Annotated in this window: 21 protein-coding genes; 13 read left to right on the top strand and 8 right to left on the bottom strand. The window is 60.6% G+C overall.

What is annotated here, in order from left to right:
* Positions 1 to 3 precede the first annotated feature (3 nt).
* Genes K0P33_RS26645 through K0P33_RS26655 form a run of 3 tightly spaced genes read left to right on the top strand, consistent with a single transcriptional unit; the run spans position 4 to position 1,883 of the window.
* Entirely contained in the window at positions 4 to 1,140 is a 1,137-nt protein-coding gene (locus K0P33_RS26645; protein ID WP_242152416.1) for an S-type pyocin domain-containing protein, read from the top strand.
* Entirely contained in the window at positions 1,137 to 1,361 is a 225-nt protein-coding gene (locus K0P33_RS26650) for a hypothetical protein (protein ID WP_094949413.1), read from the top strand. Before K0P33_RS26645 ends, K0P33_RS26650 begins: the two co-directional genes overlap by 4 nt.
* A gap of 39 nt (positions 1,362 to 1,400) precedes the next feature.
* Positions 1,401 to 1,883 carry a hypothetical protein gene (locus K0P33_RS26655; protein ID WP_242152419.1) on the top strand — a complete coding sequence of 161 codons (483 nt, stop codon included), beginning with the start codon at positions 1,401 to 1,403 and terminating at the stop codon, positions 1,881 to 1,883.
* A gap of 3 nt (positions 1,884 to 1,886) precedes the next feature.
* Here K0P33_RS26655 and K0P33_RS26660 read toward each other — a convergent pair whose 3' ends face one another.
* The 3 genes from K0P33_RS26660 to K0P33_RS26670 form a co-directional block, all read right to left on the bottom strand.
* The gene (locus K0P33_RS26660) at positions 1,887 to 2,453 is read right to left on the bottom strand and encodes a hypothetical protein (protein ID WP_094949411.1); all 567 of its coding nucleotides are present in this window, start codon (positions 2,451 to 2,453) and stop codon (positions 1,887 to 1,889) included.
* Positions 2,454 to 2,682: 229 nt separating this feature from the next.
* Positions 2,683 to 4,035, bottom strand: coding sequence for an ATP-binding protein (locus K0P33_RS26665; protein ID WP_094949410.1), 1,353 nt, complete (start codon positions 4,033 to 4,035; stop codon positions 2,683 to 2,685).
* Entirely contained in the window at positions 4,032 to 4,694 is a 663-nt protein-coding gene (locus K0P33_RS26670) for a response regulator (protein ID WP_094949409.1), read from the bottom strand. Before K0P33_RS26670 ends, K0P33_RS26665 begins: the two co-directional genes overlap by 4 nt.
* 257 nt (positions 4,695 to 4,951) lie before the next feature.
* Here K0P33_RS26670 and K0P33_RS26675 point away from each other — a divergent pair, with 257 nt between their 5' ends.
* The 3 genes from K0P33_RS26675 to K0P33_RS26685 all read left to right on the top strand — a co-directional run bounded on the left by K0P33_RS26675 (position 4,952) and on the right by K0P33_RS26685 (position 8,983).
* A complete protein-coding gene (locus tag K0P33_RS26675; protein ID WP_242152422.1) occupies positions 4,952 to 6,220 on the top strand; it encodes a sialidase family protein in 1,269 nt (422 codons plus the stop codon).
* The gene (locus tag K0P33_RS26680; RefSeq protein WP_094949407.1) at positions 6,220 to 6,822 is read left to right on the top strand and encodes a hypothetical protein; all 603 of its coding nucleotides are present in this window, start codon (positions 6,220 to 6,222) and stop codon (positions 6,820 to 6,822) included. Before K0P33_RS26675 ends, K0P33_RS26680 begins: the two co-directional genes overlap by 1 nt.
* Before the next feature lie 139 nt (positions 6,823 to 6,961).
* Positions 6,962 to 8,983, top strand: coding sequence for an LTA synthase family protein (locus K0P33_RS26685; protein WP_094949406.1), 2,022 nt, complete (start codon positions 6,962 to 6,964; stop codon positions 8,981 to 8,983).
* Here the strand turns inward: K0P33_RS26685 and K0P33_RS26690 are convergent, their stop codons facing one another.
* Together K0P33_RS26690 and K0P33_RS26695 are read right to left on the bottom strand one after the other, a co-directional pair.
* Entirely contained in the window at positions 8,984 to 9,358 is a 375-nt protein-coding gene (locus tag K0P33_RS26690) for a cytochrome c family protein (RefSeq protein ID WP_094949405.1), read from the bottom strand.
* A gap of 42 nt (positions 9,359 to 9,400) precedes the next feature.
* On the bottom strand, positions 9,401 to 9,943 hold the full coding sequence (locus tag K0P33_RS26695) for a demethoxyubiquinone hydroxylase family protein (RefSeq protein ID WP_242152426.1): 543 nt from the start codon (positions 9,941 to 9,943) through the stop codon (positions 9,401 to 9,403).
* 196 nt (positions 9,944 to 10,139) lie between these two features.
* On the opposite strand from K0P33_RS26695, the gene K0P33_RS26700 reads away from it, so the two are divergent.
* The 3 genes from K0P33_RS26700 to K0P33_RS26710 all read left to right on the top strand — a co-directional run bounded on the left by K0P33_RS26700 (position 10,140) and on the right by K0P33_RS26710 (position 13,571).
* On the top strand, positions 10,140 to 10,520 hold the full coding sequence (locus tag K0P33_RS26700; protein WP_094949404.1) for a response regulator: 381 nt from the start codon (positions 10,140 to 10,142) through the stop codon (positions 10,518 to 10,520).
* Between the two features lie 196 nt (positions 10,521 to 10,716).
* Entirely contained in the window at positions 10,717 to 11,331 is a 615-nt protein-coding gene (locus tag K0P33_RS26705) for a biliverdin-producing heme oxygenase (protein ID WP_094949403.1), read from the top strand.
* A complete protein-coding gene (locus K0P33_RS26710; protein WP_242152429.1) occupies positions 11,328 to 13,571 on the top strand; it encodes an ATP-binding protein in 2,244 nt (747 codons plus the stop codon). Before K0P33_RS26705 ends, K0P33_RS26710 begins: the two co-directional genes overlap by 4 nt.
* Positions 13,572 to 13,643: 72 nt before the next feature.
* On the opposite strand, the gene K0P33_RS26715 is transcribed toward K0P33_RS26710, so the two are convergent.
* Positions 13,644 to 14,963 carry an ATP-binding protein gene (locus K0P33_RS26715; RefSeq protein ID WP_094949401.1) on the bottom strand — a complete coding sequence of 440 codons (1,320 nt, stop codon included), beginning with the start codon at positions 14,961 to 14,963 and terminating at the stop codon, positions 13,644 to 13,646.
* On the bottom strand, positions 14,960 to 15,670 hold the full coding sequence (locus K0P33_RS26720) for a response regulator (protein WP_094949400.1): 711 nt from the start codon (positions 15,668 to 15,670) through the stop codon (positions 14,960 to 14,962). The genes K0P33_RS26715 and K0P33_RS26720 overlap by 4 nt, the downstream gene beginning before the upstream one ends.
* 164 nt (positions 15,671 to 15,834) lie before the next feature.
* On the opposite strand from K0P33_RS26720, the gene K0P33_RS26725 reads away from it, so the two are divergent.
* The 4 genes from K0P33_RS26725 (at position 15,835) to K0P33_RS26740 (ending at position 20,275) form a co-directional block, all read left to right on the top strand.
* Positions 15,835 to 16,623, top strand: a complete 789-nt coding sequence (locus K0P33_RS26725; protein ID WP_242152431.1) for a VacJ family lipoprotein — start codon at positions 15,835 to 15,837, stop codon at positions 16,621 to 16,623.
* A 158-nt stretch (positions 16,624 to 16,781) separates the two neighbouring features.
* Positions 16,782 to 16,973 (top strand): hypothetical protein, encoded by a 192-nt coding sequence (locus K0P33_RS26730; protein ID WP_242152433.1) that lies wholly within the window; start codon positions 16,782 to 16,784, stop codon positions 16,971 to 16,973.
* Positions 16,974 to 17,083: 110 nt separating this feature from the next.
* Entirely contained in the window at positions 17,084 to 18,979 is a 1,896-nt protein-coding gene (locus tag K0P33_RS26735) for an alkaline phosphatase D family protein (RefSeq protein WP_094949397.1), read from the top strand.
* A gap of 282 nt (positions 18,980 to 19,261) precedes the next feature.
* Positions 19,262 to 20,275 carry a sensor domain-containing diguanylate cyclase gene (locus K0P33_RS26740; RefSeq protein ID WP_242152436.1) on the top strand — a complete coding sequence of 338 codons (1,014 nt, stop codon included), beginning with the start codon at positions 19,262 to 19,264 and terminating at the stop codon, positions 20,273 to 20,275.
* Positions 20,276 to 20,383: 108 nt separating this feature from the next.
* On the opposite strand, the gene K0P33_RS26745 is transcribed toward K0P33_RS26740, so the two are convergent.
* A complete protein-coding gene (locus tag K0P33_RS26745) occupies positions 20,384 to 21,412 on the bottom strand; it encodes an amino acid ABC transporter substrate-binding protein (RefSeq protein WP_242152440.1) in 1,029 nt (342 codons plus the stop codon).
* Between the last annotated feature and the right edge of the window lie 93 nt (positions 21,413 to 21,505).

Consider the following 21,505-nt stretch of genomic DNA (forward strand, 5'->3'; position numbering starts at 1 on the left):
GTCATGCCAGAACGCGCGTACCCCATCACCGAAGAGGACCAACTCAAACGGCGAATCCTGACTCCGCAGCCGAAGCGGGAGCCCTATTCGCCGCCGATAGATTTATTCGACTCAGCACCCGCCCCGGCGCCTTCGCCCGCAAAGCTTCCCGGCTGCGTGTTCACTAAACCCTGCCAACTGCCCGACGGCATTATTCGCTACAACAACCCCACCGGTTACGTACCGTTGGAGCTGATCAAGGATTACGGCCATTTCAGCCTGTTGGGTGGGCGCGAGGTGGACAGCCGAGGCGCGGTTGCCTTGAGCAAGATCAGCGGCAGTGCGCTGCCCGTTGGTTTGGGGCAATTGGCGTTGCGCTCAGCGGTGGTGGAGTCCGCAGTCGGCGCCGCTGGCACTGTGGCGGGTGGGCTGTTGGCGGGGTTAGTGGCGCTGGCTTGGCCGTCGGCGCTGGGCGATAGCGCGCTTTACAGCGAGGAGCAACTGCGTTCGCTGCAACGGGCGCGGTCGCAGATGCGTTTGCATGTGGAGCAGCGTGAGGATGGCACGCTCAAGGGGTATGGGTTTTACACGGGCAACCATGCCGATTGGCAGATGATTGATGTGGTGCAGTTCCAAAGCCGTGGCGATCAGTTTGTGGCGGATTTGGGTGAGGGCGTGGAGCTGATCTGGACGCCTGCGGTTGATCGGGGCGACACGCTGGGTATTCCGGCGTTGGAGGCTGCGCCGCAAGCGCCGGTAATTTGGATTTACCCGCCGACGGAGAAGGCGGCGCAGATTCTGGTGAACCCGATCTACCCGCCGGAGTATCGGGATTTTATTCTGGTGTTCCCGGTGGAATCGGGGGTTCGGCCGCTGTATGTGGTGGTTAGCGTTCGGGCAGGAGACCACAAGTATCAACCGAGCCCACGGTTTTTAACTGCGTTTCCAGAGGCCGTACGTGCGCCGTCCAAATCCGGAGTCAAGGGCGGAGGCCACCTTAGGCCGCGCTGGAAGGATCCCCATGGCTATATCTACGAATGGGACTTCGAACGAGGTAAGGTCGAGAAGTACAACAAGCGAGGGAAGCATTTGGGTGAATTCGATCCTATAACAGGTGAACGAACCAAAGATGCAGAAGACAAGAGAAGGATAGACCCATGAATCACCTGATCTACGTAGTCCCAGCGGGGAGCGAGCATATTTCGACTGAGATCCCGCTCAACCTGAAAGCTGCCGATTTGCTGCCTATTATGGGTTGGGAGGACGAACACGAATGTGTTTATGACTACCTACTTACTCCCCAACAAATCGAAGGCATCGAAAAATTCACCTCATTGGTATTTCCAAAAAATGCGTCGCTGTATTTGGCATGCGACGCGTAATGGCCACACCACGCTAACTTTCCAAAGAGTCCAAGTTTGATGCGTAGAATTTCACTTTCAGAGAAAAAGCCCCTCCTCTACCGCTCAGTCAACACCCGAACCCATGGTGTGCACCACGGTAGTCATTGCGCGTATCGCTATGAGCGGCATACCAAAAGTGAAAAAAGCTCACTGTCTAACCGTGGCTCAATGCACAGCCATCAACGACACGGTTTTGACTACACGCCACTATTCCGCTTTCTCCTGTCCAAAGTCGGCCAGCCGTGGGACAAGGTTTTCAGCGAAGCTAACACTCGCCTGGATCGTACAGAGCCGGTGTTCTGGATGGTTGCGCTGCATGAAAGCGACAAAGACGAATATGTGCGATTAGGTGATTCCAGCTATTACAGCGGTTTGTGGGTCGACGCCGCAGGCCTCCTGCAAAAAGTTAACCCCCAACTGACATCCGAACAGATGACGCCAAATTGTAACTGCTGCACCCACACCTTCAACGGTGTGGTATTTCCGCAGGCTCCACGTTAAAACTCACCCCGACTTCACCCCACTCCCCGCCCCCTCAACCAACACCCGATTCGCCGGGTCCGTCACATCAAACACCTGCTGCACACACACCTCCCCCTTGAACTGAAACTCCACCAAATACACCTTCGCCCGCTCCGGCACGAAGCTGCTGAGCACCGGCCCGCATATTGAGTAGATACCCGGTCGAGACTCTCTCGCGGTGCTGGATACGGTCAACTGCTTGCCCGGATCAGCCTGTATCTCCAACTGAGGAAAGCGCTTGAGCCCGGCACTGGCGACCGTCTGGTTTAATTTGGCGATCCAGTTGAAAACCCGGCCTTCGCCGGTGTCCATCACCGTGCCGAGGATTTCCATGCGTGGGTCGGCGTCGCCCTCACGGCGTATCGAGAATTCCACCGGCGCGGTGCCGCCATAGGCTTTCATCACTACTTTGGCGTGGTCTGCGTCCACGGCCACGGTTTTTTGGCGCAGCTGGATGCCGTCTTTGAGCAGGGAGGGCGATGAGTCACGCTGGTTGGATTGGCAGGCGCACAGGGCCAGAGCGAGGGTGAGCAGCGCGATTCGCTTCATGGGGGATGTCCTTATCGAGGGTGAATGTGATGACTTGAGCGGAGTTTAAACGAATGATCTGCAGCAGAGCAGCAATGCGGGCGCTTGGGTTGGGCAGGCGTACCGAGGTGATCCCATCGTCGCCTCGCTGGGGCTCGACAACTCCCACCGTTCCTACATGCCCTGCATTTCCTATATTTCCTACGTGCCCCACATTTCCCACATTCCCCACCGTTGAGCCGGGGCCGCTTCAGGTTTGGTTGAATACCAACCGCGCACACAACCCGCCCTGCTCCAGGTTGTGCAACATCAACCGACAGCCGATCTTGCCCACGATCATGTCCACAATCGCCAAGCCCAAGCCCGCGCCATTGGCGTTATCGCGGCTGTAGAACCGTTCGAACAAGCGGCTCAGTTCGGCTTCATCAATCCCCGGGCCTTGGTCTTCCACGCTCAAGCAGTTAGCGCCAATCAGCACTTTCACTTCGCTGCCTGCCGGGGAAAAATTCAGCGCATTGGTTACCAGGTTCTGCAGCGCGATGGCCAGGGCCACCGGTTCGGTTTCCACCCAGCAATCTTCGTTGCCTTCCAGCACCAGCTCCACGCCCTTGTCCATCGCCAGTGGCGCCAGCTCAGCGAGTTCTTCGCGCACTAATTCCATCAGTTGCACGGGCTTGCACACGAGGTTGCTCAGGTGCGGTTCGATGCGCGCCATGGTCAGCAATTGGCTGCCAACCCGTGTCGCGCGGTCCACACCCTTCACCAGAAAGTCCAACGCTTCGCGCCGTTGCTCCTCGGTGGCGGCGCTTTGGGCGTTTTGTGCATGGATGCGCAGGATGGCCAACGGCGTGCGCAGTTCATGGGCAGCATCGGCGATAAACCGGCGTTCGCGTTCCAGCAGGTCATCCATGTGCACCAACAGCCGGTTCAGCGCGGTTTGCATGGGTTCCAGGTCGGAGGGCAGGGGCTTGAGGCTCAACGGTTGCAAGGCGTCGGTGTTACGCCCACGAATCGCCAGCACCATGGCGCGCAGGGGTTTGAAGCCCCAGCCGATGGCCAGCCAGATCAGTACGGTCAGCAGCGGCACGCCGATCAAGGTGGGCCAGAGGGTGTGGCGCACGATGCGTTCGATCAGGTCTTGGCGCATGTCGTCGCGCTCGCCCACCCAAATCAGCAGACCCTGCTGTGGGTCAACGAGGAGGAAGGCGCACCAGTCGTTGCCGTCGTGGGTCAGGTCGTGGGCGCCGAGGTGGGTGGGCGGTGCATCGAGGATCGGCGCTTGGGCGGAGCGCACCAGGAGTTGGCCGTCGGTGCGCCATACCTGGAAGGTCAGCGGCGTTTCATAAGGGTGGGCGGCGCCGTCTTCGCCGATGCGGCTCATGGCGTGGTCGAAGGCTTGGTAGAGGCGGTCAAAGTCGGCCTCACCGAGGTCGCGTTGGCGCAGCACGCCTTGCAGCAGGCGGGCGCTTTGGGCCAGTTGGGCGTCGTAGACTTCTTCGATTTCGTGGTGGCTGTCGCGCAGCATCAGCCAGCAGATCAGGGCGTCGCCCAGCAGGATCAGCATCAGCACGGGAATAAGGATGCGCGCGCGAACCGAGTTCACAGTTTGAGCACCAGCACATAGCCAACACCGCGCACGGTGCGGATCAGCTCTGTGGATAACTTTTTGCGCAGGTTATGGATCAACACTTCCAACGTGTTGCTCTCAACCCGGTCCTGCCAACCATATAAAGCGCGGGCCAGGCGCTCGCGGGTCACGACTTTGCCAGGGCGCACCATCAGTTGGTGCAGCAGTTGGTATTCCATCGGGGTGAGGATGATGTCTGCGTCCTGGTAGCGCACTTGCTGGGTGGCGGGGTCGAGGCTGACGCCGGCGTGTTCCAGCATCGGTTGCGCGCGGCCCTGGCTGCGGCGCAACAGGGCGCGCACGCGGGCTTTGAGCTCTTCGACGTCGAAGGGTTTGATCAGGTAGTCGTCGGCGCCTGCGTCCAGCCCGGCGATGCGCTCGGTGGTGCCGTCGCGGGCGGTGAGGATCAGCACCGGCAAGTCGTGTTGCTCGGCGCGCAGTTGTTGCAGCAGGTCGAGGCCGTCGAGGCGTGGCAGGCCGAGGTCGAGCAGCAACAAATCGAAGCTTTCCGTGCGCAGGGCGTGTAGGGCGCTGAGGCCATCTTGCAGCCAATCCAGGGTGTAGCCTTCGGCGCCCAATGCCACGCGAATGCCCTGGCCGAGGGCACGATCATCTTCGACTAGGAGTAGGCGCATAGCAGATTCTCTGTAGGAAACGGCGGAATCATGCCGGTTCTGGTGCGGGCCCTTGCGGGAAAGATGTTACGCCACGTTGCCAACTAAGGTTGCGCTAAGGTTGGTTTTGCACTGTGAACCTTCCCACGTATGCAGAGAAATATTCCTGCGTTTATGGGACCAGGTACGGGACAACCTGTCGTTATCCATGCTCACCGGCCGCAGGAGCACCTGCCGGATGAACATGCGCAGTTATCCTTTTTTCCGACAGGTTCTCTATGCGCCCCGTTTTACTGATCTGCAGCCTGCTAGGGGTCTTCATCGCCGCCTGGCTTAGCCATCCGCCCCATGTGCTGGCGCCCTTTGCCCAAGCGAGCCCGAACAATTCAAAGGTCGCGGCGGCGCCGCAATACACCAGCCGCTTCGTGTCCTCGCAACTCACCGACTTTGTGCACTCCTCCTCCGTCACCGCCCTGCCCGGCGGCGACTTGATGGCCGTGTGGTTTGCAGGTTCGCGCGAAGGCGCCGCCGATGTGCAAGTGCGCACCGCGCGGTTTGATGCGCGCAGCGGTGAATGGGGCGCCGAACAGGTGCTGGCCACGCGCGAAAGTACCCGCGACGGCACTCAGCGCTACATTCGCAAACTGGGTAACCCGGTGATTGCGCTGGGGCCGGATAAACGCCTGTGGATGTTTTACGTGTCGGTGTCGGTCGGCGGCTGGGCCACCAGTGCGATCAACGTGATGGTCTCGGAGGACCTCGGTGCGAACTGGTCAGCGCCTCGGCAATTGGTGACCTCGCCGTTCTTTAATATCAGCACCTTGGTGCGTGCCGCGCCGGTGTTTCACGCCGACGGTTCTATCGGCCTGCCGGTGTATCACGAGTTCATGGGCAAGTTTGCCGAGTACCTGTACTTGAGCGCCGACGGTGCGGTGATCGACAAATTCCGCATCAGCCGTGGCAAGAACTCTCTGCAACCGACCATCGTGGCGCAGGATGGCCTGCGCGCCGTGGCGATGTTGCGCTATGCCGGTGACACCTATCACCGCGTGCTCGCCAGCCGCACCATTGACGCCGGCCAAACCTGGAGCGAGCCGTACCCGCTGGAGCCGGCCAACCCCAATTCATCGCTGGCGGCGGTGGCCACCCGGGACGACGGTTTGTTGGTCGCCCTCAACGACCTGCAAGACGGCCGCTTCAAGCTCAGCCTTTACGGCACCGATGCCCAGTTCAGCCAATGGCGCACGGTGATAGAGCTGGACCAGTCGCCCGACCCGCTCGGCCAGCCGTTCGCCCATGAGGCCTACAAAGAAATCATCGGCGAAGGCTTCCGCGCCTCCAGTGGTGCCCAGCGCCTGCCGCTGGAGCAGCGCTTTCTGAGCAACCTGGATTACCGCGTGTGCAAACCCAGTGGCTGCGATTTTGAGTACGAGTACCCGTACTTCAGCCGCAGCCCGGACGGCATGTACCACTTGGTGTACTCGTGGAATAACACCTTTATCAAACATGTCAGCTTCAACGAAGCCTGGCTGGCGGAGCATTTGTAATGGTTTCTGTGTGGCAAGCCCATTTGAGTTTTGTGCTGCTGGGGTTTGTGGCGTTGTGTGCCCTGCGCTTTACCGCACCGTGGCGGCCGTGGCTGCTGCCGGTGTTGGTGGTGCTGAGCTTTATCCCGGTGAATGAACTGCCCTTGGCGGCGTATGTGCGCAGCTTTACCGATGACCTGGCCATCAGCACCTTGGTGTTGCTGGCGTGGGTGGGGCTGTGCCGGTTGGGCGTGGTGCAGCCGGTTACTCGTCAACATCAGCTGCAACTGCTGGTGCTGTTTGGCGTGCTGAGCCTGCTGTTGTACCCCGCCACGCTGGGCCTGACGTATTACGACCCGTACCGCTGGGGCTTCAACCCTCGGCCGATGATTGTGCTGGTGGGCGCGGCGGCGCTGTTGATGCTGTGGCTGCGCAATGCGCTGGCGGTGTGGATGCTGGCGCTGGGCACCCTGGCGTTCGCGTTGCGGCTCAAGGCGTCGGAGAACTATTGGGATTACTTGGTCGATCCGCTCTTGACGGGCTACTGCATAGTCGCAGGATCCTGGCTGCTGGTAAAAGCAGCCTGGAAATACCCGAGCCGAGCACTGTCGAGAAAGCAATGAAGTTCAAAACTGTGGGAGCGGGCTTGCCCGCGATAGCGGTGTATCAGGTACCGGGTAAGGTGGCTGACACTCCGTCATCGCGGGCAAGCCCGCTCCCACATTTGCCCTATGTAGTTTTTGAAATTGGGAAGAGTCAATGATGGGTGTGTTGCAATCACGCCGCCTGCGCTACGGCGTGGGCGCGATCGGGTTGGTGTTTGTGTTGCTGGCCGCTTTGCGGCTGGTATTTTTAATAAGCTTTTCCGGCCTTGCTCTTAACACCCCGGCGCTGCTGGAAACCCTGGGCATCGGCTTGCGTTTCGACCTGCGCCTGGCGGTGTTGATCCTGCTGCCGCTGGCGCTGCTGGCCTGGTTCCCGCGCTGGAACCTCACCACCCTGCCCGCCTTGCGCTGGCTGGCGCGCGGCTATCTGGTCGTAGCCCTGGCCGTAGTCGGCCTGGTGTACATCATCGACTTCGGCCATTACGCCTACCTTGGCGTGCGCATCAATGCGACGGTGTTGCGCTACCTGCAAGACGCACAGATTTCGCAACAGATGGTGTGGGAAACCTACCCGGTGCTGTGGATAACCGCCTGTTGGCTGGCCGCCGTGGCGCTGTGGGTGTGGGCGTTGGTGTGCCTGGAGCGATTGACCCTGGATCGCGAAGCCAAAACCATCGGCAAGTGGGCGGTGGCGTCTGTGGCCGTGGTCGGCGTTGTCGCCGTGCTGCTGGCCCTGCTCGGCCGCGTGGCCAACCTCAACCTGGAAAACCCGGTGCCGCTGCGCTGGAGCGATGCGTTCTTTTCCGGCAACAGCCAGGTCGCCGCCGTGGGCCTGAACCCGGTGCTGTTTTTGTACGACACGCTCAAGGTTGGCCAATCGCAATTCGATGAAGCCAAAGTGCGCGACCATTACCCGCAGGTTGCGCAGTATTTAGGCGTTGCTCAGCCCGATCCCAAGCAACTGAATTTCACCCGCGAGCAAGGCGTGCAGCCCTATCGCCTGCAAGGCGAGCGCCCGCCCAATGTGATCTTCGTGATGCTCGAGTCCCTAGGCACCAGCGCCGTGGGTGCCTACGGCAACCCGCTGAACCCCACGCCGAACCTGGACAAACTGGCGACGCAAAGCTGGTTCTTCAAACACTTCTACGTGCCCGTCACCGGCACTGCCAAAACCGTGTGGGCAAGCATCACCGGGGTGCCCGATGTCACGCGCCAGGAGACCGCCACGCGCAACCCGCTGATCACGCGGCAACACACGCTGATCAACGCGTTCGAGGGCTACCAGAAGTTCTACATGATCAACGGCAACGCTGGCTGGGCGAATATCAATGCGCTGATTCGTCAGAGCATCGATGGCGTGCAGCTGTTTGACGAAAGCTACTGGCGCTCGCCACGGGTGGACGTGTGGGGCATCTCCGACCTGGACCTGTTCAAGGAAGGCGACCAGTTGCTGCGCGCCGTGCCCAAGGACCAGCCCTTCTTCGCCTACGTGCAAACCTCCGGCAACCACCGCCCGTTCACCATCCCCAAGCAGAACGACGGCTTCCAGGTGCATGACGTGACGCTGGAGCAAGCCCAGGCCGCCGGCTCGCGCAGCGTCGAGCAATACAACGCAGTGCGTTTGCTGGACTTCAACATCGGCCGCCTGATGGACATCGCCAAGGCCGGCGGCTGGTACGACAACAGCATTTTTGTGTTCTTCGGCGACCACAACACCCGCATCAGCCAGATCCCGCACATGGCACCGGCCTTCGAGCAATTGGGCCTGGAAAGCAACAACGTGCCGATGCTGATCCACGCGCCGGGCCTGCAACCGCGGGTGATTGAAGAGGCCGTGGGCCTGGCGGACTTGCTGCCCACTGTTGCCGGCATGGCCGGCATACCGTTTCGCAATGGCGCGATGGGCCGCGACATCCAGCAACCGGCGCCAGAAGGCGAACGCGTGGTGCCGCTGGTGTTGCACGAGGGCACCTTCCCGATTATCGGCGGCGTGACCAAGGACTTCCTGCTGCAGATGCAACACGACGGCAGCTTACCAACCCTGCACGACCTTGCCTCGCAAACGCCTCGGGACGACGTGGCCGAGCAGCATCCCGAAGAGTTTCAACGCTTACAGGGGCTGACGCGCGGGCTGCATGAAAGCGCGCGGTTGATGCTGTTCAAGAATGTGCGCGAGTGATCACTTGGGCTGGAAAGTTTCCAGGTAGGCCAGGATGTTTTCAATCTTCTGCGGGTCGCTGATGCCCCAGAAGATCATGCGCGTGCCGCTGACCACCTTCTTCGGCGCCTCGATGTAGGCGGCGAGCTTGTCGCGGGACCAGACCACGCCGGAGTTTTTCATCGCGTCGGAGTACTGGTAATCCGTGGTGGTGCCGGCGGGTCGGCCGATGATGCCGTTAAGCTCTGGGCCAAAGCCGCCGCGCGCACCTTCGCCGATGCTGTGGCAGCCGCCGCAGGTCTTGCTGAACAGCTTGCCGCCCGCCTCGGCATCGCCGGCCGCAAAGGCCGGGGCGGTGTTGAGGATCAGGGCGAGGGTCAGTAACGCGTACTTCATGGTGGGCTCCACAGCGGGTGTTACGGCGATTATGCCTGTTTGTCAGGAGCGCATGCCCATCCAGATCACCGTTTCCGTCCACGCCGTGACCACCGGCGTGAGCGCCCTGAACCACGGGTCACGCACATCAATCTGTGCGGCCGAGTGGTCATGGTGGTGTTGTTCCTCCTCGACGATGGAAGCAATCGCCGCCACGGCTAAGGGGTCGATGTCGTGCAAGGTATGAAGTTGATGCGCCAGGTGTTTGAGCACCACGCTTTCGACCGCGACCGTGGTAGCGACGATAGCCTTACGCCCGCACAGCCCGGTGATCAACCCCAGCACCAGCCCACCCAGCCCGCATAGCCAATAACTGCGGCAACGGCGATAACCACGGCGCTGCAGCTCGGCCTGGAACACCGCGCGGTGGCGGCGCTCATGGGAAAGAAACTCCGTCAGCTCAGCCACCATGCTGGGAGCAAAAAACCGCGCCATGAACAGTTGGCCACTGTAGACACAAATCGCGCCATGCTCGCCGGCGTGGTCGACTTTGATCATGCGGTTGCCAAGGTTTTGGTCGATCAGCAGGGCGGAAGGCGTGTTCATGATTGACGGCCTTGTGCGGCGGCTCGTGGGAAGTGGGCCGGTCCTTGGTGGGAAGCGTCGGTATCGTGCAATACGCCCTGCAGATGCGCAACCTAGACGGTTCAAACAACCACCCATCGCCTCAGGCACATCTAATCGAACCTATCCCCACCCGCCCCACTCCACCTTACTGAACCCTGATGGTGGAGTAAGGATCATGGCTCAGCCATCGATTTTAGTGCTGGAAGACGACGAGATCATTCGCTCGTTAATGGTGGATGTACTGGAGGACTTCGGGGCGCACGTCACCTCGTTTCCTTCGGCGGATGAAGGCATGATTTACCTGGAACGCTGCGATGACCCGGTGGACCTGATTGTCAGCGATATCCAGATGCCGGGTTTGCTCAACGGCTACGACCTGAGCAAGGTGGTGGCGCATCGCTGGCCGTCGGTGCCGGTGGTGCTGACCTCCGGCAATACTAAGCTGGCGGAGCAACTGGGCGGGTCTGTGCGTTTTTTGCCCAAGCCGTGGAGCGCCGAGCACTTGGTTGAGTGCGTGCAAACCGCGCTGATCCAAAAGGGCTCGTCCCTGCATTGATAGCACCGCAATATCACTTAACGCGAACTTGATGAGTTGCCCTGTGGTCATTAATCACGCAAGGAGCGACTTTTCTGATGCGCTGGTCAGCCTTTTCGCCTTGTGCGTGCAGTTGACGGCAATGAGTTGTGTAGAATTGTCGCCGGTTTCACCCGCGTCATTCATGGCCGAAAGGCCCCCAGTTCGAGCTCATTGAATGCATTCACAGGCCCTTGACGTTGGTGCGCCCTCATTGCTGGAAACGTTGCGCTCAGGCACTGGCCTGCTGCATGTAGCGTTGGAAAAACGCCTGCCGTTTTTCTCCGAGTGCCTGGATGCCGACTGGTACCAGCGCTTGCTCCAGGCGTACTACGGATTTTATAGGCCGATGGAAGCGGTGCTGTATGACAGCGGCTTGATCCCTAATGGATTCGATACGTCGTTGCGTGTGAAAACGCCAACGCTGCTGCGCGACCTCTACGCCCTTGGCCTGACGGACGACGCTATCAGCGCCCTGCCCCGTTGCTGCGAACTCCCCACTTTCGATACCCCCGCCGCCTGCCTCGGTGCCCTGTATGTGCTGGAAGGCGCGACCTTGGGCGGCCAAGTGTTGCGCCGGAAAATGGCTCAACGCCTGGCCGTCGACGCGGACAACGGCGGCGCGTTTCTCAACGTGTACGGCACCGAGACCGGCCGGCGCTGGAAAGACTTTCTCGATTACCTAAGCCGCCAGCCACTGGACACGCAGGCCAAACAGCACGCGGTGATTGCTGCCTGTTCGACATTCAGCGGCTTTGAGCAATGGCTTGCCAGCCAGGAGGTACTGCTATGAAACCCGAAGATTTTGAGGAACTGCATGCCAACTGTTCCGACGAACCCATTCGCACTCCAGGCGCGATTCAGCCCCACGGCGTGTTGCTGACGTTATCGGCACCTGAGCTGAACATCATGCAGGTCAGCGCCAATGTGGGCACTGTGTTCAACCACGCGCCTGAGGCGCTGTTGGGCCAGCCACTGCACACCTTGATTGGCGCGCAACATGCCCAAGCCGTGCAGGCCATGGCTGAACACGACACTTTTTTCGACGCGACGGCGCTGCACGTCACCTTCAACGGTGTGCGATTCGAAGGGCTGTTGCATCGCCATCAAGACGTGCTGGTGCTGGAATTCGAACCGCACCTGGAAGACTTCAAACCGCGCCCCCTGAATGGCCGCACCAGCGACCTGGGCAAGATGCTGCAACGCTTGCAGTCGGCGAAAAACCTGCAAGCGCTGTACGAAATCAGCGTGAATGAAATCCAGGCCATGACCGGTTATGACCGGGTGCTGATCTATCGTTTCGAAGAAGAAGGCCACGGGCAGGTGATTGCCGAAGCGTCGTCGCCGTCCATGGAGCAGTTCAACGGGCTGTTCTTCCCAGCCTCCGATATCCCCGAGCAGGCCCGCGAGCTCTACCGCACCAATTGGCTGCGTATCATCCCGAATGCTGCCTACGAGCCGGTGCCGTTGCTGCCCAAGCTGCGCCCGGACACCGGCCAGCCGCTGGACTTGAGCTTTGCCACCCTGCGCAGCGTGTCGCCGATTCACTGCCAGTACATGCAGAACATGGGCGTGCTGTCGTCCATGAGCATCTCGTTGATGGCGGGTGACAAGCTCTGGGGCTTGATCAGTTGCGGTAACCGCGAGCCGCTGTTGGTGCCCAATGACCTGCGCATAGCCTGCCAAACCATCGGCCAGGTACTGTCGTTGCAGATCAGTGCCATGGAAGCCCTGGACCTGAGCCGCCAACGCGAAGAAAAGGTTGAAGCCCTGGCCCTGCTTGATCAGGCGATGAAAGCGTCTGAACAAAATGTGTTCGATGGCCTGGCCCAGCAGCCGCACGTGCTGATGGACCTGACCCTGTCGGGCGGCGTGGCGATCATCGAAGACAAACAGCTGCACTGCTACGGCAATTGCCCGCAGCCTGAGCAGATTCGTGCGCTGCACACGTGGCTGCAAACCAGCGGCGAACCGGTGTTCTCCAGCCACAACCTGACCTCGGTATACCCGCCAGCTGCCGAGTTTCAGCCCGTGGCCAGTGGCGTGTTGGCCATGAGCCTGCCAAAGCCTGTGGATAACGGCGTGCTGTGGTTTCGCCCGGAAGTGAAAGAGAACATCAACTGGAGCGGCGACCCGAATAAACCGCTGAACTTGGAAAATTCCGACGCCGGCTTACGTCTTCGCCCACGCACCTCGTTTGAAATCTGGAAAGTGGAAATGGCCGGCATCTCCACCAAGTGGAGCCATGGCGACCTGTTTGCGGCCAACGACCTGCGCCGTTCCGCCCTGGAAAATGACCTGGCCCGCCAAGTGTTGCGCGAACAACAAGCCGTGCGCGCTCGCGATGATCTGGTCGCCGTGGTGTCCCACGACCTGCGTAACCCGATGACAGTTATCTCGATGCTTTGCGGGATGATGCAAAAGGCCTTCAGCTCCGAAGGCCCACACACCTCGCGGCGGATTTCCTCGGCCATCGACACCATGCAGCAGGCCGCCGGGCGGATGAACGTGCTGCTGGAAGACTTGCTCGACACCTCGAAAATCGAGGCCGGGCGCTATGTGGTCAAACCGGTGGTGCTGGACGTCAACCAGATGTTCGAAGAGGCCTATGCGCTGCTCGCGCCGTTGGCGATGGAGAAAGGCATCGAGCTGTCGTTCAACACAGAGCCGGGCCTGCAGATCAATGGGGACCCGGAGCGTCTGTTCCAGGTGTTGTCGAACTTGATCGGCAATGCCATCAAGTTCACCCCGCGCCAGGGAACCATCAGCGTAAGCGCCTTGAGCAACGGCGAGGAAATCATGTTTTCAGTGCGCGATTCCGGCGAAGGCATTGCGCCGGAGCAGTTGCCGCATGTGTTTGATCGCTACTGGACGCAAACGGAGAACAACCCCACCGGCAGCGGGCTGGGGCTGTACATCACGCAGGGTATCGTGCAGGCCCACGGCGGGCGGATCGAAGCGCAAAGTGAGGTGGGCCAGGGCAGCGAATTCATCTTTACGGTGCCAAAGGCCATCGAGTTGTCGCCGACCTGACTGTCAACAGTGAGCTTCCTGTGGCGAGCGGGCTCGCCACAGGAAGCCCGCTCGCCACATAAAACCCGCCTGTTAAACCGGCAACACCAGCACCGCCACCAAGCCGCCACCCTGGCGGTCTGCCAGGGTCAGCGTGCCGCCGTGCTCCAACACAATCGCCCGTGCGGTGGAGAGCCCAAGCCCTACACCGCCGGTGCTTTTGTTGCGTGAGCCTTCCAGGCGATAGAACGGCAGAAACACCTGCTCACGATGCTCGGCAGGAATGCCCGGCCCGCGATCCAGCACGTGGATCACCACCTCTCCGGCGATGTACAGCAGCTCGATTTCCGGCGTCTTGCCATAGTGGATGGCGTTGTCCATCAAGTTGGTCATTACGCGTTTGAGACCCAGCGGGCGACCGAAATACACCAGCCGTGGCGGGCCACAAAAGCGGATGTCGGTGCCTTGGTCGCGATAGTCGTCAATCAGGGTTTGCAGCAGTTCCGCCAAGTCCAGCTGGGTGGCCTGCTCCAGGCGTGCATCATCGCGGAAGAATTCCAAGGCGGTGTTGATCATCGCCTGCATTTCATCCACATCACGAAACAGTCGGCGCTGCTGGTCGGCGTCTTCGATGAACTCGCCGCGCAGGCGCAACCGCGTAAGGGGCGCGCGCAAGTCGTGGGAAATCGCCGCGAGCATTTGCGTGCGGTCCTGGATGAAGTGCCGTAGCTGCGCCTGCATGCTATTGAAGGCGAGGATTGCCTGGCGAATTTCGTGGGGGCCGACCGGCTCGATAGGCGGCGCGCGAAAGTCAGAACCGAAGCGCCGTGCGCCTAGGGCGAACTGCTGCAGCGGGCGCGCCAGGCGGCGCGTCGCTACCAGAGTCACCAACGCGGTAGAGACCAATACCAGCAGCAACACGATCACGCTGCGCTCGCCGTCCCCAAGGCCCCAACTGCGCGATGGCGCGCTGAACATCAGCCAGGAATGGTCGACCAGTTGCACCAACAGGGCGTAATGGCCTGTGTCGCCCGGCCAATCGGACGGCTCATACGCTTCCATCGGTCGCGGCGGCCCGGGCAGCAGATGCTTGAACGCCTCATCCCCCGAATGGAAATCCGGGTCTTGCAGTTCGGGCAAGCCAAAAGTCTCACGCTGGGTGGCCCACGCCACGCTGAACTGCGCATCGCCGACCGCCTGGACCAGTTGCGGGCGCTGCGCGGGCTCGGAGGCTTCGACCACACGCACCAACACGGCGACTTTTTCCAGCAGCCCGATTTCAGTCAATGGCGGCCGCGCCCATACGCCAGCCAATTGCACAAACAGTGCGTTAAACGCGAGCGCCGTGAGCATCGCAATCAGGATAGTCAGGGCGATCCAACGCGCCACCGTGTCGCGGGGCAGGCGCCTCATGAACGGGTGACCATGGCGGTGAATTGGTAACCGCCGTTGCGCACCGTGCGAATCATCGCCGGGCGCTTGGTATCGAACTCCAGCTTGCGGCGCAGGCGGCTGACCTGCACGTCGATGCTGCGGTCGAACGCATCGTGGCTGTGGCCGCGCGCTAGGTTCAGCAATTGCTCACGGGTCAGCACGCGTTGCGGGTGCTCGGCAAACACCAACAGCAGGTCGAACTCGCCAGATGACAGCGGGATCATCACCTGGTCGGGCGAGCGCAATTCACGCCGGGTCAGGTCCAATTGCCAGCCGGCAAAACGGATCAGCGGCCGTGACACCTCGCCCATAGGTGGCCGGTTTTCACCGGCCCGGCGCAACACGGCGCGCACTCGCGCCAGTAGCTCGCGAGCGTCGAAGGGTTTGCTCAGGTAGTCGTCGGCGCCCATTTCCAGCCCCACCACACGGTCACTGAGCTCGCCCATGGCGGTCAGCATGATCACCGGTGTCGCGTACTGCTGGCGCAAACGCTGGCACAGCAGCAAGCCGTTATCCCCAGGCAGCATCAGGTCGAGGACGATCAAGTCGGCAGGCTCGCGCTCCATGGCCGCCCATAGGTCGGCGCCACTGGCCGCCGTCTCGACTGCGTAGCCGTGTTGCAGGAAAAATTTCTTCAGCAGCGCGAGGACTTCAAGGTCATCGTCCACGATCAAAAGGTTACTCACCGGCGGGCATCACTTGGCTGGGTCGAGGTGCCATCTAAAACCATTCGGCGCGGTTCGTCATATATTTCAACCGTGCAACAAAGCGTCAACCGCGCAATAAACCAGACATCTTTGCGCAAGCTCGGCCTGCCAGCATCGGCCTCCTTTTCGTGGAGACTGTGCCCATGCGCTCGCTGACCTACCCCCAGCATTTGGCCCGCCAGGCGGTGTTGTTGATGACCGTGTCTTACCTGACCGGCTGTGCCAGCCCGGCCAATGTGGCGCCCACCACCCGCTGCGCGCAGGTGGCCTACCCGGTGTATGACCCCGCCGAGCCGGTCAACCGTCGTGTGTTCGCGTTCAACCGTGCTGTGGATAACTACGCCTTGGCGCCTGTAGCGCGAGGTTACCGTTACCTGCCGGATTTTTTCCAACAGGGTGTGCATAACTTCGCAAGCAACTTCAACGAACCAAAGGTGTTTATCAACGATCTGTTGCAAGGCAATCCGCATCGCTCGGTTAATACCCTTGGCCGGTTCGCGGTGAACACCACGGTGGGTGTGGTGGGGTTGATCGATGTGTCGGACCACCTTGGTATCCCACGCCATACCGCCGATTTCGGCCAGACCTTCGGCGTATGGGGCGTAGGCAACGGGCCGATCGTCGAGTTGCCGTTGCTGGGCACCGGTAACAGCCGCGATGCCGCCGGCAAGGTCCTGAGTTTTCTGGTCTCACCGCTGGGCGACAGCGATACCGTGCAGACACTGGGCACGGTCAGCCTGGTGGGTGGCACGGTGGATACGCGGGCGTCACAGTTGCCGCTCACCGACAGCCTACAGAAGCTGCCGGATTACTACAGCGCGTTACGTAATGGGGTGGCGGAACACCGTGCGGCCTTCGTAGTGGAAGGCAAGGAAGGCGCAACTACGCCACGGGAGAACACCTGTGGGGCGGGCGCCGGGGGTGATTTTTAAAGCAGTTTGGCCCCGTTTGCGGCGGTGAAGTGGCCCCTAGCCTTGTCACGTTTTGACCCAAGACGTATATAGCTCGGTCGGCCGAGGCTTTGTAAGTTCAGTGCGCGTTTACAGCGCGATAACTCAACACCACTCTTAGCCTGACAGAGGACACCACCATGGATCTTTTTTTCAACATTGCCGCGACCAGCCTCAGCTTTACCCAGGTAGCCAACATCAAACAGATTACGCATGTGCCAACGCCCCAGCCCGCTCCGGGATCGACCATAGACTTCAGCAGCGCAAGCGAACCGCAAAAGGACAGGCGCTCCGGCAACCTGGATAGCCTGGGCCAAGGCAATCTTCTCTAGGTAATAAAAAAGGAGGGCGACAACCCTCCACTTGCGCGCAGTCACTTAACAAAACACTGACATCCACTGGGTTAATCTACGTGCCTAACTTGCACAGAGTCGTCATCCCTATGCTTCAAGCAGGCACCCTGCCCGCCGTCCTTGCTGGGCCGCTGCTGCGGCGACTGGCGCCCCAGCGCCTGGTGTTGTGGCTGGTGGCAAGTCGTGAACTGTCGCCGACCCTGAGGCTGCACGTTGCCGAACACACCCAGGACATTCGCTTGGACCAAGGCCAGTGCCAAATCGTACCGGTGGGGCGCCATGCCTTTATTCACCTGATCGACGTGCAACTGGACGAGGCCCTGCCGTTGGACGTGGTTATCGGCTACGACCTGCTGATCGATAACATCGGCATCGCCGAGTGGGCGCCGCACTTGCTGTATGCCGAAGCGCAGCACCCCAATTTCGTACTGCACAGCCGCATCCACCAGCTGGTGCATGGCTCGTGCCGTAAACCACACCACCCAGCCGACGAAGGTTTGCTATGCGTCGACCGCGTGCTGGCCGAGGCACACACGCCGGCTCAACGCCCGGCCCTGCTGATGATGAGTGGCGACCAAATTTACGCCGACGATGTCGCCGGGCCGATGCTGCGCGCCATTCATGCATTGATTGCGCGCTTGGGCCTGTACGACGAATACCTGGAAGGCGCGGTGGTGGACGACAGCGCCAGCCTCTATGGGCATCGCGCCAGCTATTACCATCGGGCGGATCTGCTCCCGGCGTTGGACAGCAACGAGACCCTGCGTGAACGGTTTTTTGGAGGGGTAAAAAAGCCGATTTTTACCAGCAGTACCGCCGACAATCACCTGGTGACCTTTGCCGAAGTGATTGCGATGTACTTGCTGGCCTGGTCGCCCACGCCCTGGCAGTTGATCACGCCACAAGCGCCGCAACTGAACGTCGAAGAACAGCGGCGGTATGCCCGCGAGCAGGTGCACATCGATCAATTCCGTGACGGCCTGCCGGGCGTCGCACGGGTGTTCGCCCACCTCTCGACGCTGATGATCTTCGATGATCACGACATCACCGATGACTGGAACCTCAGCGCTCAATGGGAAGAAACCGCCTACGGCCACCCGTTCTCCAAGCGCATCATCGGCAATGCTCTGCTCGCTTACCTGCTGTGCCAGGGTTGGGGCAACCAGCCGGATGTGTTTGGCGAACTGTTGAGCCAAACCCAGGCACTGACCACCCAAGCGCAAGACAACCACCTGGACGCCATTGCGCAAGATGACCTGCAGGCAGCGCTGCTGAAATTCCAACGCTGGCATTACGTACTGCCCACCACGCCCGCCCTGGTGGTGCTCGATACCCGCACCCGGCGCTGGCGCAGTGAATTTGTTCTCAAGCAACCGTCCGGCCTGCTGGACTGGGAGGCGTTGAGCGAGCTGCAACAGGAACTGCTGGACCACCCTTGCGCCATCATCGTTTCGCCCGCGCCGATCTTTGGCGTCAAGCTGATCGAGACCGTGCAGAAGATGTTCAGTTGGTGTGGCTACCCGCTGCTGGTGGACGCCGAAAACTGGATGGCCCATCGCGGCGCCGCCCAGGTGATCCTCAACATCTTCCGCCACTCGCGCACGCCGGGTAACTACGTGATCCTCTCGGGTGACGTGCATTACTCGTTCGTCTACGAAGTGCTGATCCGCCACCGCAATGCCGGCCCCAGGATCTGGCAGATCACCAGCAGCGGCATCAAGAACGAATTCCCCCCACGACTGCTGGAATGGTTCGACCGCCTCAACCGCTGGCTCTACTCGCCCCGCTCCCCGCTCAACTGGTTCACTCGCCGGCGCACCATGCAGGTGGTGCCGCATATTCCGCAGCATGCGCAAGCGGGTGAGCGGCTGTGGAATTCGGCCGGGATCGGCCAGGTGTTTTTCAATGCGCAGGGCCAGCCTGAGGCGATTTACCAGCACAACGCGGATGGGAAGCCTCGGACGCAGATGGTGGCGCCGCAGTAAGTTTTCATACGCACCGAGCATTCCCACGCTCTGCGTGGGAATGCCGCACCGGACGGTCCGCGTCCTGATGCAGGCGTAAATCTTAAGCCCGGAGCGAGGTGACGCAGAGCATCACAGGGTGCATTCTCACGCAGAGCGCGATGGCCTATTGCCACATGCCTAAAGCAGCACACCCGCCCTATTCAAACCGCGCAAGCCCCGATGTACAGTAGCGCCAGCCACGGAGTATCGGCGTCAACGAAGACTGGCCTCAGGAGCCAGCATACGCAGGGAAGCGCGAAGATGGACGATACATCCGGCAATAAATCGCTGCGCAATGACTTTTCCGAGCTCAACGCCGACATGTTGCATGCCGTCATGGAGCTGGTCAGTGACGGCATCTGGGACTGGAACGCCAATACTGGCTTCGTCTACCGCAACCCCGGCTGGTACGAAATGCTTGGCTACCCCCGCCACTCCCTGGAGAACAGCGTGTTCACCTGGGAGAACGTGATCCACGCCGAGGATTACCCCCGCGTCATGAGCGTGTTTGATGACTACATCAGCCAACGCGCGCCCCATTACCAAGCCGAATACCGCTGCCGCAAAAAAGACGGCACTTACCTGTGGATCGAAGACCGTGGCTACGTCATTGCTCGCAACCCCGACGGCTCAGTGGCGCGCATGATCGGCGCGCACCGCGATATCCATACGCGCAAAAACTCCATCGAACAGCTGCAACGGCGCAACCAATCCCTGGAAGCGCTGGTAGCCGAACGCACCCGCGAACTGTCGCGGGTCAATCAGCAATTGCAATTACAGCTGGACGAAAACCGCTCCCTGGCCGAACAGGACGCCCTGACACACATCGCCAACCGCTATCGCCTGGAAAAAGTACTGCTGGAGGAATGCGAGCGTGCCGAGCGTTTTCGTTTGCCGCTGGCACTGGTGGCCATGGACATCGATGATTTCAAGCCAATCAATGATCAACATGGCCACGGCGTAGGTGACAAGACCCTGATACAGGTGGTGCAAGGCTTGGAAGCCTGCGTGCGCTCCAGTGATTTACTGGCGCGCTGGGGCGGTGATGAATTTATGGTAATCCTGCCCAAAACTACCGTGGAGACCGCGAAACAACTGGCTGAAAGGATTCGACAAAAAATCACCGAGATACCCGCCGTCGGCGATTTCAAAGTGACCCTAAGCCTAGGCGTGGTGGAGCGTCGTGTGGGTGAAGCCCCAGCCGCCTTGATGGCGCGGGCCGATCAAGCGCTGTATCGGTCCAAGGCGGTGGGCAAGGATGTGGTGTCGGAGTAAACCCACTCCATGTGGGAGCTGTCGAGCGTTAGCGAGGCTGCGATGGGATCACCGCGCTGCATCTTCAAACCGCAGTGCCTGCATCGCTATAGCCCGACAGCTTGTCCATCAGCGCACCGGCGGCGCGTACTGAATGCCGCCATTGCTCCACAACGCATTGAGCCCGCGCTTGATCTTCAGCACGCTGCCCTGGCCGATATTGCGTTCGAACACTTCGTCGTAGTTGCCCACTTGCTTGACGATCTGCACCACCCAGTCCTTGCGCAGCTTCAGGTCCTTGCCGTAATCGCCGTCGGCACCGAGCAGCCGCGCAATATCGGGGTTCTGGGTGGACTTGGCCTGCTCTTCGACGTTCAACGAGGTGATGCCCATTTCCTCGGCATTGAGCATCGCGAACAGGGTCCATTTGACGATGCTGAACCACTCGTCATCGCCCTTGCGCACTAACGGCCCCAGCGGTTCTTTGGAGATCACTTCCGGCAACACCACGAACTCGTCCGGGTGGGCCATTTTGATGCGTTGGGCGTACAAGCCCGACTGATCGGTGGTAAGCACGTCACAACGGCCAGCTTCGAGGCCCTTGGCGCTTTCATCGGCGGTGTCGAAGGTGATCGGCGTGTACTTCATGCCGTTGGTGCGAAAGTAATCCGAAACGTTGAGCTCAGTCGTGGTGCCGGCCTGGATGCAGACGGTCGCGCCGTCCAGCTGCTTGGCGCCGGTAACGCCCAGTTTGTTGTTCACCAAAAAGCCGATGCCGTCGTAGTAGGTCACGCCGGTGAACACCAGGCCCATGCCCGCATCGCGGGAACTGGTCCAGGTGGTGTTGCGCGAAATCAGGTCGATTTCACCCGATTGCAGCGCGGTGAAACGCTCCTTGGCGGTCAACTGGCTGAACTTCACTTTTGACGCGTCGCCGAATACCGCGGCGGCGACGGCGTGGCACACGTCTACGTCGATGCCGGTCATCTTGCCATTGGAGTCCGGCACGCCGAAGCCCGGCAAACCATCACTGACACCACACTGGATAAAGCCTTTTTTCTGGATCGCGTCCAGGGTCACACCCGCCTGGGCGCTTCCCGCCAGGCCCACGACCGCAACAGCGGTGAGGGCGGCCAAGGTGGTTTTGAGGTTGTTCATGCGAGGCACTCCCTGTCGATCTTTATTATTCGGCGCCGCACAGCCCGCGCCGGTTTATAGTGTTGCCGCGCAGTATCGACGGCTTTACACACC

The sequence above is a fragment of the Pseudomonas sp. ArH3a genome (genome assembly GCF_022648765.1).
Taxonomy (GTDB): Bacteria; Pseudomonadota; Gammaproteobacteria; order Pseudomonadales; family Pseudomonadaceae; genus Aquipseudomonas.